12 protein-coding genes and 1 pseudogene are annotated in these 13,402 nt (G+C 43.2%); 1 reads left to right on the top strand and 12 read right to left on the bottom strand.

Annotated elements, in window-relative coordinates; all coding sequences use genetic code 11:
- The 4 genes and pseudogenes from EAE89_RS19890 to EAE89_RS19875 all read right to left on the bottom strand — a co-directional run.
- Window positions 1-340, bottom strand: a pseudogene (locus EAE89_RS19890) (hypothetical protein); the annotation flags it as partial.
- A gap of 9 nt (window positions 341-349) precedes the next feature.
- Window positions 350-619: a type VI secretion system PAAR protein gene (locus EAE89_RS19885; protein ID WP_214086477.1), complete on the bottom strand. Its 270-nt coding sequence runs from the start codon at window positions 617-619 to the stop codon at window positions 350-352.
- A gap of 34 nt (window positions 620-653) precedes the next feature.
- Complete coding sequence (locus EAE89_RS19880; protein WP_054478106.1) at window positions 654-1,487, bottom strand: DUF4123 domain-containing protein; 834 nt, start codon at window positions 1,485-1,487, stop codon at window positions 654-656.
- Window positions 1,487-3,454: a type VI secretion system Vgr family protein gene (locus EAE89_RS19875; RefSeq protein WP_054478105.1), complete on the bottom strand. Its 1,968-nt coding sequence runs from the start codon at window positions 3,452-3,454 to the stop codon at window positions 1,487-1,489. Before EAE89_RS19875 ends, EAE89_RS19880 begins: the two co-directional genes overlap by 1 nt.
- Before the next feature lie 573 nt (window positions 3,455-4,027).
- Between EAE89_RS19875 and EAE89_RS19870 the strand changes: the two genes are divergently transcribed.
- Window positions 4,028-4,351, top strand: coding sequence for a hypothetical protein (locus EAE89_RS19870; protein WP_214086476.1), 324 nt, complete (start codon window positions 4,028-4,030; stop codon window positions 4,349-4,351).
- A 173-nt stretch (window positions 4,352-4,524) separates the two neighbouring features.
- On the opposite strand, the gene flgL is transcribed toward EAE89_RS19870, so the two are convergent.
- From flgL to flgE, 8 genes are all read right to left on the bottom strand, one after another.
- Complete coding sequence (flgL, locus tag EAE89_RS19865) at window positions 4,525-5,490, bottom strand: flagellar hook-associated protein FlgL (RefSeq protein WP_149616757.1); 966 nt, start codon at window positions 5,488-5,490, stop codon at window positions 4,525-4,527.
- Between the two features lie 205 nt (window positions 5,491-5,695).
- The gene (gene flgK / locus EAE89_RS19860) at window positions 5,696-7,345 is read right to left on the bottom strand and encodes a flagellar hook-associated protein FlgK (protein ID WP_214086475.1); all 1,650 of its coding nucleotides are present in this window, start codon (window positions 7,343-7,345) and stop codon (window positions 5,696-5,698) included.
- Between the two features lie 370 nt (window positions 7,346-7,715).
- Window positions 7,716-8,657: a flagellar assembly peptidoglycan hydrolase FlgJ gene (flgJ, locus tag EAE89_RS19855; protein ID WP_054475616.1), complete on the bottom strand. Its 942-nt coding sequence runs from the start codon at window positions 8,655-8,657 to the stop codon at window positions 7,716-7,718.
- Window positions 8,657-9,766, bottom strand: coding sequence for a flagellar basal body P-ring protein FlgI (locus EAE89_RS19850; RefSeq protein ID WP_054475618.1), 1,110 nt, complete (start codon window positions 9,764-9,766; stop codon window positions 8,657-8,659). Before EAE89_RS19850 ends, flgJ begins: the two co-directional genes overlap by 1 nt.
- 12 nt (window positions 9,767-9,778) lie before the next feature.
- Window positions 9,779-10,531, bottom strand: coding sequence for a flagellar basal body L-ring protein FlgH (locus EAE89_RS19845; protein ID WP_149616759.1), 753 nt, complete (start codon window positions 10,529-10,531; stop codon window positions 9,779-9,781).
- Window positions 10,532-10,605: 74 nt separating this feature from the next.
- The gene (gene flgG / locus EAE89_RS19840; RefSeq protein ID WP_054475621.1) at window positions 10,606-11,388 is read right to left on the bottom strand and encodes a flagellar basal-body rod protein FlgG; all 783 of its coding nucleotides are present in this window, start codon (window positions 11,386-11,388) and stop codon (window positions 10,606-10,608) included.
- Window positions 11,389-11,411: 23 nt separating this feature from the next.
- Window positions 11,412-12,167, bottom strand: a complete 756-nt coding sequence (locus tag EAE89_RS19835; RefSeq protein WP_214086474.1) for a flagellar basal body rod protein FlgF — start codon at window positions 12,165-12,167, stop codon at window positions 11,412-11,414.
- An 18-nt stretch (window positions 12,168-12,185) separates the two neighbouring features.
- On the bottom strand, window positions 12,186-13,400 hold the full coding sequence (flgE, locus tag EAE89_RS19830) for a flagellar hook protein FlgE (RefSeq protein WP_054475626.1): 1,215 nt from the start codon (window positions 13,398-13,400) through the stop codon (window positions 12,186-12,188).
- Between the last annotated feature and the right edge of the window lie 2 nt (window positions 13,401-13,402).

The raw sequence follows: 13,402 nt of genomic DNA, 5'->3' as shown, positions 1-13,402 counted from the left end.
TCAAATCGACCGGCAGGTTATGACTGGAAAAACTTATTTTATAATCCGTGCCCGGCCCTGCTATCGGATTTTTACCTAATTCATAAAATTGAAACGCCGCATTATCCGGGCTATAAAAAATCGCCCGCGGGCATTGCGCATTTTCCGTGATACATCTTTTTCCCACCAGTGAAATAGTCACCGGGATACCCCCGGTTTCATCAATCACCCAAATATCACCAATCGGTTCAATCTGGTTATAATTGAAAACCCGTTTACCGACTTTTAACACTAATTTGTGAATACAGGGGTCCGGGATTTTGCAATCACAAACCGCACTACGCATATTAACTGAAAGCATATTTTTTCCTTAACCAATATTAACACTACCACCACCAATCAATATTCCGCCACAACTCACCGCATCACCGGTTCTCGCAGCAGGTTTACCATCAATAAAAACGGTGTTTGAACCACCAGCAATGACTCTTGAATGAGATGAACGTGGCGCCAAAATATCGCCCTGACGAGCCAAAGGAATACCATCGACTTTTACACTGGCCGATCCCGAAATAACCGGCGTTGCTTCACAACCACCATGCGCTGTACCAATATCACCAATCTTTACCGCATTACCCATATTTCTTTCTCCATATCTGGCAAAATTAAAGTAATTAGTCTTTAAAGTGAAACCAAGGAGATGATGAATCCCCCAACTCCTGCAATAGCAATTTTTCCGCTCGTATATGCCCAGGCTCACAAATATCATTTAATATACGTTTACAGCGTTCAGGCGCGAATTCAATAGATAGGTATCTTTGCGCGAAGAATAATTTTAATATTCCCCGCACACTGTGATCATCCGTAATACCGATATTTCCTAATTCGGTAAGTAGCGACCGAATATAACCCGCGTAATCAAATCCTTCGATATTTTCCCATTCGATAATTAATGCCGCCAATGTCTGTACATAACGTTCAGTAAAAGCAACATCAATCTTTTCCAGTTGTTCTGGCGTTATCGATAAGAGTTTTCTTTTACTACTTGCACCCCGCGGATATTGTTCTCTGATAGCAAGAAAATCATGACGTTGAATATTGTCCTGATAACAGGTAGCAATTTTATCTATCGGCCCCATAAAACAGTGAATTTCCCAGTCACTCAGTACGTTAAGAAAATCCCAGATATTGCGCGGATCATAAAACCGAAAAAATACCGGTTTGTCCTGACCTGGTAACAATACTTGTAAATATTTACGCAAATGCCGATGTAATGTTTTCATATCCGCCTGAGTGTTTAAGTAAATTCCCCAAGGCGTTTTCCATTCATCCAAATAGAGTTGGACCCTTTCTGTTACTTCCACTAAATAAGGTGCAACTTTCAGTAATTCAGGTGGTAAAGATTCATCATAAAGACAAGTGAAAGGGGGATCAAAATGCTCCAATATCAGGAGCAATTGGGATTCTACTGCGGCATCAACAACCGCATAAAGTTTTTCTTTATCCATTATTGATTTTTCTCCATCGGACAATGTGCAACAAACATCGAACCGGCATGAGCCGCACTTTGTAAAATTGCTGGATTAGTCGGTTGTAATGAGATGCCGGGATTGCCACCCGAATTCAGGTTAATAGATGAACCTTTGATATCTACACCGCCGTCATGGATGACAATAAAACTATTGCCTACTTTCAGGGTGATTTTGCCCCCGCTCTTTATCGTGATGTCATCATGGATATCAACGCTAAGTACGCCCTGTATCTTCTGTATAACATCACCTTTGACTTGCAAAGTTTTATCACCATCAACCTGATCAATATAGTCACCCGTCGTTTTATATTCCTGTTGCCCTTCAACGGTCACTTTACGGTTGTTGGCAATCACCAGTTCGTCATCATGTCCAATGCGGGTTGTGCGGTTGTAATTAATTTGTTCATCACAGGAATTGAGTACCTGAATCGCCAGATTTTTCTGAGCGTGAATAAACACTTCTTCCTTATCTTTCTCATCTTCAAAACGCAGTTCGTTAAAACCATCTCCTTTATGGGTTTTTGAACGGATTGACATCTGAGTTTTTGCCATCGGTAGAGGGTTCGGCACGATGTTGCTGGCATGATAGGTTCGCCCAATAATAATCGGTTGGTCCGGATCGCCATGCAAAAAAGCCACCAGCACTTCCTGACCTACCCGCGGAATAGCAATCATCCCCCAGCGCTGACCGGCCCAAGCCTGACTGACTCTGATCCAACAGGAACTCTGGTCATTAAATTTGCCATATTCGTCCCAGGCAAATTGCACCCGCACCCGTCCATATTCATCACAAAAGATTTCTTCTCCTTCCGGCCCGACAACAGTCGCAATCTGCAAACCATCAATCTGCGGTTTAGGATAAGGAGAAGGGCGCCATACCCGATTACAATCTCCAAAGGTGAAGTAGTTGGTTAAAGTCGTGCCTGACTCGCCAAAACGGGATTCATCCGCCTGCGGTTGTTTGCCGTAATGAGTGATTTGAATCACTTGCCAAAGAGCATTAAATTTCTCTTTCGGGTGATCAGTAAGTGTGAACCCCGACGACGCCGAAAGAACGAAACAGTCACTTTTCCCTTGCCCAAACATTGCATCACGACGAAGCGCTTCCAGACGATATTGACTTATTCGCTGACCAATCTCGTCTTTATAGCGTCCAGGAAAATCATAATAATCGTAACTGTGCAAATCTGAACGTTGATGGTTAAGTTGGCGTTCGTGATAGTAATAGTCAGCAGTCCACCGGGGATTTTTGAACGTGCGATCCCGCAAAATAACACGCGCTATTCCAACCCGTTCACACCAACGAAATTGATTAATACAGCACTGGCTCCCTGTGCTATCCAATTCTGGACGGTAAGGCAGCAAATGATTGCCGTTTATCCGATAAGAATCCACAAAAACAACTAACGGTTCACCCTTAGTTTGGTTAAACACAAAATAATAAAATATCCCTTCATCAGCCAATAAACGATGGAGAAATGTCAGGTCACTCTCATCATATTGCACACAAAATTCCCGTTCAGGATGCGCATAACGCAGATCACAAGTGAAGTTTATGACGCCATTCTCTTTCAGCAATATTCCGACAATATCGGTAACGGACTGATGCTGAAAAATACGGGAGTTCACCCGCAACCCCGCACGCCATAAACCGGAATGCAGTGTCAGGGAGTAATGACTACGGTGACGACCTGTCGTGTTTTGTTCAAACTGAGTCACAATCCCGGTCACGCTGCGCTCTGGTTGGCCGTCACGATAGACAGTCAGTGTTGCAGAATTATCCAGCACATCGGTAAAATCAATATCCGGGTCAGCGCTGGTTAATGTCGCTTCCAGACAAAACAACGTCGATAGCGCTTCATTAAGGGTAAATTCAACCACCGCAAAAGTTTGCTCTGGGAGATTACCTACCGTAAGAGTAAAAACCAATCCTGAATCTGCCATTACATGCCCCCTAATTGCGTGAGGTTAAGACTCAGGAAATTAAATAAATTATTTAAAACAACCATGATTCAACCTTCTTTACTTACATAATTACCTAATCTATTTCACCGGTAGCTCAGTTCATTCAACTTTAATTTCTGTCTTCAATTATTAACAAACTATCGGTTTAATCATTTAACATATAAATGGGAGCATAGAAAACGAAAGGCATAATTCACTTATTTTAAATAAAAAACGATATTTTATTCTATTTAAAGTCAGCATTTTCCCAGTGTATAATAGAGAATTCCTATATATTTAATAAGTTACAATGTATTACAGTGATTTAATTAGTTAAAATATTTGACCTGACTCAGTAATAAAAGAGAAAACCGAATTAGCATAATAATCCTGAACAATATCATTTCTTTTCCCTTCTATTTATTAAATTGAAAATCAAATATGACCAATTTATCTCATTCCTTTTAATTTACTGATAAATTTCAATATTTAACTATTCCGAAAAAATGTTAATTTAAATTTATCAGATAAAACTATCTGTATATATGCACAATATGATAAGGAAATAATAAAATGAGAATTATATATATAAACCCTACCCAAACTTTTGAACTTTATGCGGCTGGAAATATAGTAATGCCGACGACTCATCACCCTAATTTTACTATAAAAAACAATGGACCAACCCCCATTAGAGCCGTAAATTACTGGTCATCTCCATTCGGAGATTACAATCAATATACTTTTATTGAGATCCAACCCGGTGAAACTAAATCTTTACAAAGACTGCCTAACCCTGTTTATTTCTACAAAGTTGTCGTTATCAATCTTAGTGGCTATCAATATGCAGAAGCTGAAGTTACTGAGTTATACCCAAGTCCACATCCGGCACTTTAAGTTTCAATAATATATTTTTAACTACAGGAGGGAATTAACTGAAAAAGAAAAAAATAGGATTGTTTACATGATAGATAATCATCTGAAATATTTAATTGTGATCAGTTAAATACATTCAATCAAACAAATCGCTGGCCTGAAAACCAGCGATTCAATTAACAATGAAAACTTAATTAACGAAACATCTCAAACAACGACATGCCTTTCATATCGACAAATGTCTTATACGATGCCTGAAGTACTGCTTGTTGTTGATAATAATTCGAGATCGCTGAATTCCATTCAACGTCAAGCAGTTGACTCAAACGATTTTTATTAGCCAGAGAGCGTTCTTCCCCCAAGCTATTTAACTCCTCTATTTCTCTTAGTTGTAAACCCAATACCGATTCCACAGAAGAGACATTATTCAACACATTGCGAGCACCACGGTTCGCCTTATTTAACAATTCCACTGCGTCATCATGAGTTTTTTGATCTGCCCCTTCAAGTGGCGTTCTCAATGACTGAATCGCTATGTCTATCGTTTTAAATATATCGGACTCACTGGGGCTGCCATCCGGCTCTTTTACCGAATTACTGGTAGACGAGAGAAATACCTGCTTCCCGGTATGTCCTATGATCATAGAGCGATTGCTATCAACTTTCTGAGTCATTTCCTCAAAGCCGCCTCGATAGCTAACTGGACCACTTTTACTCTCATCAAAAGGTTTTACATCCGTTTTATAACCGGCAAAAATATAGCGCCCATTACCATCAGTCGTGTTACCCAGATTCACCAGCTGTTTTTTCAATCCATCCAGCTGAATAGCCAGTGAGTTACGATCTTCATCACTTAATACTCCGTTTACTGTGGCTACCAGACTTTCATGAACATCCTGAACCTTAAGGACAACATTAGATACCACACTTAATTGCATAGAAATCGAGTTTTGGGCAAATGAGCGAGCGGTCATATACTGCTGGTTCTGAGATTCAGCCTGAGCAACCATAATCCCCTGAGAGGCAGCCATCGGATCATCAGATGGATTAATTACTCTCCGACCGCTAGATAGTTGTGCTCCCTGCTGCATCCATTTTGACTGAGCAGAAGTGATGCTAATCGTTTTCTGGTCATACAATACATTGGTACTTACGCGCACGATATTATTCCTTTTAAATATTTAACTATACCCGTTATCTTTCAAGTTGCCTCTTTGTTGGCTGCACTCACCCCGGTCACAGAGTTATCTATGCTCCCAGGGATTCGCTCCCTTGCCGTCGCGATGCATCTTGAAATCCATTGGGTATAAATACTTGGGACATCTGAATATTCTCAGGCTATTTTTACATTAAGTAGCACGTTTATTAGCGACGAAGATCCAAAATAGCATCAAACAGCTTTGTGGCAGTCTGAATAACTTGAGCATTAGCCAAATAATATTGCTGTAAACTTTGTAATGATATGTACTCTTCATCTATATTGACACCGGAAACCGCTTGCTGTTGGTTATAATACTGTTGAACAATACTATTCTGACTTTGTAAATCAATATTCGCCGTACTGGTCTGGCTACCAATAGTACTGACCATCGAAGCATAGGCACCCGAAAATGATGCTTTACCCTCTACTAATTTTTTGCTCTGCAATTCAATGAGTTTTTTGACATTGACGTTATCACTCAGCCCACTATCTTTAGTCCCCGCCGCCGCCAGTTGCGACGGATCTTTAATATTCACGGCCATGCCATCAATAACACCACTGACCGCTTTCAATGTGTATTGGTCATGCTCTTGGGCATTGGTCGGATTAATTTCAACTTTCAGTCCATCAAATTCCAGTGTATTTCCCGTTACTTTGGCAGAAATATCCGACTTACCAGTATCAGAAATACGCTGGATTTTCCAATTAGCCCCATCGTAGCTAATATGATAATCACAGGCTTTTACTGCTGAGGTATCTGTATATTCCACTTTAAAATCAGCTGAACCTTTATTTTTACCATTAGCAATAATATCCGGGTTGTTAAGCGTGAAGAAATCTTCACCGGGTTTACCTTCTAAATCAAAACCAGAACGGTGAACCTGATTAAATTGATCTGCCAATACCAATGCTAATTGGTTTAATTTATTACGGGCATTATCCAACCCTTCACTACGCGCCCGTAATGTGCCGCTTAATTTACCTTTATCAATGAATTTTTCATCAATTTCAACGACATCACCAAAACCACGATCATAGCCTAGTGTGATGCGGCTACTGTCCGCATTAGACGGAATCGCTTCTACTCTGTAGGCCGTTGTTCCCTGAACCAGCGTTAATCCACCCGCAAAAGAAATATTATAAGAGTCGCCATCCTGCTGAGTAACACTCACACCAACCAGTTCATTCAGTTCATTGACCAATCTATCACGCTGATCCAGTAATGCATTCGGTTCAGCACTACCACCGCCTCTCATACGGGTAATTTCACCATTGAGTTTGGCGATTTGCTGAGTATAGTCATTGATTTTACTAGCATAGTTAGCCATTTCCCGATTAATGTTATTTTCCGTTTTACGCAGGAAGGTATCCGCACTTTTCAACTGGTTTACCAGCCCCTTAGCTTTCCCAATGGTTGTCGTTCTGGCCGCATTATCTTCAGCATTACTGACGACATTAGTTAAACTGGTAAAGAAATCATCAATGGTGTATGAAAGGTTATTCGCGCTATCTTTCAGTAAATCATCAATTTGGTAAATTTGCTCGTAATAAGTGGTAAACTCCCCTTTTTTCGCCTGAGCCTCAGCAAGTTGATGATTAATGAATTCGTTATATTGACGGTTAATACTAGTAACAGTAGCACCATTTCCGACAAAACCAGCGGACGTCATTGCACCACCGTTTTGATTGATCACTGTTGATTGCCGGTTATAACCAGGAGATCGCATATTTGCGATATTATTACTCACGGTTCCCAAAGCAATCTGAGCAGCCTGAAGGCCACTCATCGCGGTATTAATAAGACTGTTGGACATCAGAAGATCCTTTTGCGTTTTATACCTGTTATCTTTCAAGTTGCCTCTTTGTTGGCTGCACTCACCCGGTCACAGAGTTATCTATACCCTTCATCTTTCAAGTTGCTGCTTTGTTGGCTGCTTTCACTTACCCCAGTCACATCGTTATCTATGCTCCTGGGAATGCGTTCACTTGCCGCCGCACTGCAAATTGAAATCTATTGGGTATAGGCTCCCGGGGATTCGCTCCCTTGCCGTCGCGATCCATCTTAAAATCTATTGGGTATAGTTATGTCTCCGCTGGTGGCGGCAAACAACCCTTCAGGTAAAATAGTGTCTGAGTTACTGTAATTTATCGGCTGAATTCAATAAAACTTGAGCAAAATATGGATCAGAACAGTTCACTCAAATCGTGGGTATAAGCTTTCACCGCCTGTTCTCCAACACCCTTTAACTGCTGAATAACAGATACCAGTTTTTTGGCATATCCGGGATCAGTAGCATAACCTGCCTGTTGCAGAGAATAAGCCCCCTGTTCCGGTGTAGCAGCGCTGGCAACCTTAGCGTAACGCGGACTTTCTGTAAGTAACTTGACGTAATCCGTAATCGCTTCCACGTAAGAACCATAAACCCGGAAGCTGTCTTTCATTTTCTGCGGCTCGCCATTGATATATTCGGTGGTCAGAATATTGGTCGCCGGCCCTTTCCAGTCTTTACTAGCCTTAATGCCAAATAGATTATGGCTTGGCTTGCCATCGGCAGTCAGAATCTCTCTTTGCCCCCAACCAGATTCCAGAGCAGCCTGAGCGATAATCAATAAATGGGGAATACCACTGCTCTGACTGGCTATCCTGGCAGGAACAGAAAGGGTAGAAACAAAGTTGGTACTGTTGAGCGATAACGGCTTAGTGACCGTCTCAGGTTTCGGTACCGTCCGGCGGATAAATTGCTCAAGCGCCTGCCTTGGCAAGGTTTGCAAAACTTCGTTATCCGCAGTCATGGGTATCTTACCCGCTATTTCGCTGGGGGCGGTTTTAGTGTTAGAAAGCTGTTTGAGTATCATATCGGCAAAACCTAGCCCCTTATGAGCCATATTCTGCGCGATTTGCTGATCGTATATCGAAGTATAGAGGTGTGTCTGTTCACTGTTCAACATGCCATCTTTAGGCAGAGCTGAACGCATACTTTTCAGCATCATCTGAACAAAAAGACCTTCCATTTGTTGGGCTACTTGCCGTAGCCCCTGTTGTGGATCTTTTGCCAGATTGGATCTCAAGGTGTTAACCGACTGTACATCATAAGCGGCACCAGACAAGGTTGAAAAATCATTCATCAAATGATCTCCAGCTTCGCTCGCAGACAACCCGCACTTTCCATTGCCTGTAAGATTGACATTAAATCATTCGGTGTTGCGCCCAGTGCATTCAGTGCCTGAACGACACTATTCAAACTCGCACTGGCGTTAACCTGCTGCAACGCGCCACCTTGTTCACGAACTGCGACGCCGGTGTTACGGGTGACCACCGTACTTCCGCCCGCTAATGGTGTATTAGGCTGATTAACAACGGTCTGACTCTCAACGGTCACAGAAAGATTCCCCTGAGCAATAGCGCAGCTATCTAGCATCACATTGCGGTTCATCACCACAGAGCCGGTGCGGGAGTTGATAATCACTTTGGCATCACCAACATCGACACGGACAGTCAGGTTCTGTACATGAGAAAGAAATTTAACCTGCTCACTTTTATCTCTCGGCATGCGCAATTGCACTGTACGAGCATCCAGCGGCGTTGCTGTCCCGGTTCCGCGCATACGGTTAATCGCATCACTGATTTGCTGTGCCAGTGAAAAATCTTCGTTATTTAATTGAAGATTAAGGGTGCCATTTTCACCAAACTGCGTGGGTAATTCACGTTCAATCACTGCCCCATTGCTAATTCGGCCCCCCGCAAGCTGATTAACTTTCACACTATTACCACCGGCACTGGCGCCTGCGCCACCAACCAGAATATTGCCCTGAGCCAAAGCATATATCTGATTATCAATACCTTTCAGTGGCGTCATCAGCAAAGTACCACCACGTAAACTTTTAGCATTTCCCAGAGAAGAGACCACCACATCAATATTCTGTCCGGCACGGCCAAACGGTGGTAGCTTCGCGGTAACCATAACGGCAGCCACGTTTTTCAACTGCATATTGGTTCCCGGAGGGACGGTAATCCCCAATTGGGATAACATGTTGCTTAAACTCTGAGTGGTAAATGGCGTTTGAGTCGTCTGGTCACCGGTTCCATCTAGCCCAACCACCAATCCATAACCAATCAACGCATTTTCCCGCACCCCCTGAACCGTGGTGAGATCACGGATACGTTCTGCTGATGCCGTCGTTGTCACCAGAGTCAGCAATACAAGAAGAAGGCTGGCAGCACATTGTTTTATCATAACCATCCCCTTTTAAAACGGTGCAATATTCAGGAAGAAACGCTGTAACCAACCCATGTTCTGCGCTTCATTGATATAGCCATTCCCCACATATTCAATGCGGGCATCAGCAACCTGATTGGAACTGACGGTGTTATTAGCATTAATTGTCCGTGGGTTAACGACACCGGAGAAACGGATAAACTCAGTTCCCTGATTGATAGCAATCTGCTTCTCACCGACCACATGTAAGTTACCGTTCGCCAATAACTGATCGACCGTCACAGTGATCGTCCCCCTGAACGTATTATTAGCATTAGCGCCGCCTTTCCCGCCAAAAGTATTCTCACCTTCCATCTCTAAATCGGTTTTATCCCCACCAATTAGCCCGCTAAGAAAACGAGGAGTCAGTGCTGCGGAAAATGTGTTTTTTCCATTACGGCTGGCATTAGCAGAAGAACTTTTGCTGGCGCTGACATTTTCCTGCAATGTAATCGTCAAAGTATCGCCAATATTTCGTGGTCGGCGATCTTCAAATAGCGGCTGATAACCATAATAAATAGGCTGTACTACTTGAAAAATAGCGCCATTAGGGACTGGCGTGGTTGTCGCAGAAGGTGCTGCGGTGGTTGCTCCCTCAACTAGGGGTTTTTGTGGTATATACGCACAGCCCGTTAGTGACAATACTGCCAGTGCTATACTACAACGCCATTTATTCGCCAAATTTTTCCGTAAAGGGCGGAACTGACAAACGGCGCTGGTCTCGGCAACAGCCATTGTATCCATCTTCGATACTCTTAATTTATCCCTGAATAACGGGGAAACTGAATGTTCCCCCGCGGTTCTGATTGACGATTAGGTTATAACTGAGTCAGTTTTTGTAGCATCTGATCAGACGTCGACACCGCCTTACTGTTAACTTCATAAGCACGCTGAGTCTGAATCATATTGACCAATTCTTCAGCGATATTGACGTTAGATGTTTCTACATATTTATGCTGTAGCAACCCAGCGCCATTTATTCCTGGTGTATTTTCAATCGGTACGCCAGAGCTGCTAGTTTCTACATAAAGGTTTTCACCAATACTTTCTAACCCACTGTCATTGATAAAGGTTGTCAGGGTAAATTGACCCACTTGCTGAGGTGTCGATTGCCCCTGTATTTTCGCACTGACAACACCATCACGGCTAATGGTGATATCCGTCGCGTTATCAGGAATGGTAATGGTAGGAAATATCAAAAAACCGTTAGCGGTGGTCAACTGTCCATTTTGATCTTCCTGAAATGAACCGTCACGGGTGTAAGCACTGGTACCATCAGGTAACTGAACCTGAAAGAAACCCTTCCCTCTAATAGCAACATTACGACTGTTATTAGTTTCAGATAAGTTTCCCTGACTATGTATACGTTCTGTTGCTACCGGACGCACCCCAGTACCTATCTGTAAACCAGAAGGTAAACGGGTTTGTTCCGACGACATAGCTCCTGGTTGACGAATGGTCTGGTAAAGCAGATCTTCAAAGACGGCACGCTGGCGTTTAAAACCATTGGTGCTGACGTTTGCCAAGTTATTGGCAATCACATCCATGTTGGTTTGCTGGGCATCTAACCCAGTTTTAGCAATCCATAATGATCGGATCATCGGTTTTATCCTCTGTGTCTAAATCAACTTATTGATAACAGCTGATTAGCACGTTGTGCATTTTCATCTGAGCTATGGATGACTTTCATCTGCATTTCAAAACGACGGGCGTTGGCAATCATACTCACCATACTTTCCATCGGATTGACGTTACTTCCTTCAAGCGCACCAGGCATTAATTTCACCTCATCACTGGCAGGTAAGACATCACCCTGTAACGCTTGTGCCTGTTCAGTCATATGGAAGAAGCCATCATCACCACGGACAAGTTGATTGTTCTCTGGCTTCACCATTTTCAATTTGCCAAGTTGCCCCAGCAAAGTTGGCGGATCACCAGCAACCAAAGCAGAGATCGAGCCATCAGCCGCCAAGGTTAATTCAGCTTGTGGCGGAACATCGATCGGGCCGTTTTCACTCATCAGCAAGTTACCCTGAACAGTTAACTGACCATCCGCTGAAATTTGAATGCTACCGTTACGGGTATAAGCCTCGGAACCATCTTCAAGCTGAACCGTCAGATATCCTCCCTGCCCAATCGCCACATCCAGCGGACGCGCGGTATAGTTCATCGGCCCCTGACGATTGTCAGAACCCGGCGTTGAAGCCGCAACCAAAGTACGGGTGTTAAAGGCAGCCCCTTCAACAGGCACTGCCCGCAAAGCAGTCAGTTGTGCTTTAAAACCCGGCGTTGATACATTTGCCAGATTATTTGCCGTCACCGCTTGATGTTCCAGGGTCTGACGGGCGCCACCCATTGCGGTATAAATGACATGATCCATAATGCTATCCTGAAACTATCAGCGCATGCTGACCAGCGTTTGCAGGATCTGATCCTGCGTTTTGATGGTCTGCGCATTGGATTGATAGTTACGTTGAGCCACGATCATATTGACCAACTCTTTGCTCATATCAACGTTAGATGATTCCAGCGTCTTACTGAGCAATTCGCCAAAGCCGCCTGATCCCGCAATACCGACAATCGGACTACCTGAAGCGCCAGTTTCTACCCATACGTTGTCACCCTGTGCTGCCAGTCCTTCCGGGTTAGCAAAGTTGGTTAGAACAATCTGGCCTAATACCTGGGATTGCTTATTGGAATAGTTGCCGATAACACGGCCATCTTTCTCAATACTGTAGCCAATGAATTCACCTGCGGCATAACCGTCTGGTTTGAGTACCGATATGCTATCAGCATCAATGCTCTGCTGTTTACTGCCATTAAAATCGATAGTGATATCAGCGGCATTAGAACCATTCAGAGAGGGAACATTAAATGTAAACTGATTATTGTCTCCAATGAGCGTGCCATTGCTATCAAATTTCAACGTTCCCAACGAAGCTGCTTTAGCGCCCTCAACCGCACTATCCTGAGCATGAACCTGCCATTCGTTATCGTTTGTTTTTACGAAGAAAACCCTGACATTATGCTGGTTACCTAGGCTATCAAAGGTGGTAATAGTGTTAGCATAGTTATAAGAATCATTATTTTCTGGTGAGAAAGTATCTGTCTTTTTGTTATGCATCGAATTAAGGTTCGTTGTCATCGTAACCTTAGTTGTCGCTTTAGCCGCCAGCATTCCCTTAGATATTGTGATCGGTTCTGGGTTAGCACCTTTCTGAATTTCTGGTGATCCCCCATTGATACTCACTGCCGGATAACCGGTCAACTTCATGCCTTGCATATTAATAATGTTGCGGTTCTCATCTAATTTAAACTCACCGTTACGGGAATAGCGGATTGTGCCATCACTGCCTTGCACCCGGAAAAAACCGTCCTTAGTGATCGCCATATCAAGTACTCGGGTAGTCGTCGTCGGCGTACCATCTTGAAAGTTCTGGTTAATACCCGACATTTGTACCCCCAGACCGACCTGAGAACCGGCAAAAATGTCAGAGAAAGCAGCTGTACTTGATTTAAAGCCATATGTCGCGGCGTTAGCGATATTATTACCGATAACATCCAAATTACCTGCTGCTGCATTCAAGCCACTAACTGCCTGTGAAAAAGCCATAT

Source organism: Photorhabdus heterorhabditis, from assembly GCF_018448905.1.
GTDB lineage: Bacteria > Pseudomonadota > Gammaproteobacteria > Enterobacterales > Enterobacteriaceae > Photorhabdus > Photorhabdus heterorhabditis.
Note: the sequence above shows the minus strand (reverse complement) of the source record. Positions and strands in the feature narration are given on the sequence as shown.

What these genes read in the sequence shown, in the direction of transcription:
- EAE89_RS19885 (WP_214086477.1), bottom strand. Translation starts at nt 619, where the DNA reads ATGGGTAATGCGGTAAAGATTGGTGATATTGGTACAGCGCATGGTGGT.
- EAE89_RS19880 (WP_054478106.1), bottom strand. Translation starts at nt 1,487, where the DNA reads ATGGATAAAGAAAAACTTTATGCGGTTGTTGATGCCGCAGTAGAATCC.
- EAE89_RS19875 (WP_054478105.1), bottom strand. Translation starts at nt 3,454, where the DNA reads ATGGCAGATTCAGGATTGGTTTTTACTCTTACGGTAGGTAATCTCCCA.
- EAE89_RS19870 (WP_214086476.1), top strand. Translation starts at nt 4,028, where the DNA reads ATGAGAATTATATATATAAACCCTACCCAAACTTTTGAACTTTATGCG.
- flgK (WP_214086475.1), bottom strand. Translation starts at nt 7,345, where the DNA reads ATGTCCAACAGTCTTATTAATACCGCGATGAGTGGCCTTCAGGCTGCT.
- flgJ (WP_054475616.1), bottom strand. Translation starts at nt 8,657, where the DNA reads ATGAATGATTTTTCAACCTTGTCTGGTGCCGCTTATGATGTACAGTCG.
- EAE89_RS19850 (WP_054475618.1), bottom strand. Translation starts at nt 9,766, where the DNA reads ATGATAAAACAATGTGCTGCCAGCCTTCTTCTTGTATTGCTGACTCTG.
- EAE89_RS19845 (WP_149616759.1), bottom strand. Translation starts at nt 10,531, where the DNA reads ATGGATACAATGGCTGTTGCCGAGACCAGCGCCGTTTGTCAGTTCCGC.
- flgG (WP_054475621.1), bottom strand. Translation starts at nt 11,388, where the DNA reads ATGATCCGATCATTATGGATTGCTAAAACTGGGTTAGATGCCCAGCAA.
- EAE89_RS19835 (WP_214086474.1), bottom strand. Translation starts at nt 12,167, where the DNA reads ATGGATCATGTCATTTATACCGCAATGGGTGGCGCCCGTCAGACCCTG.
- flgE (WP_054475626.1), bottom strand. Translation starts at nt 13,400, where the DNA reads ATGGCTTTTTCACAGGCAGTTAGTGGCTTGAATGCAGCAGCAGGTAAT.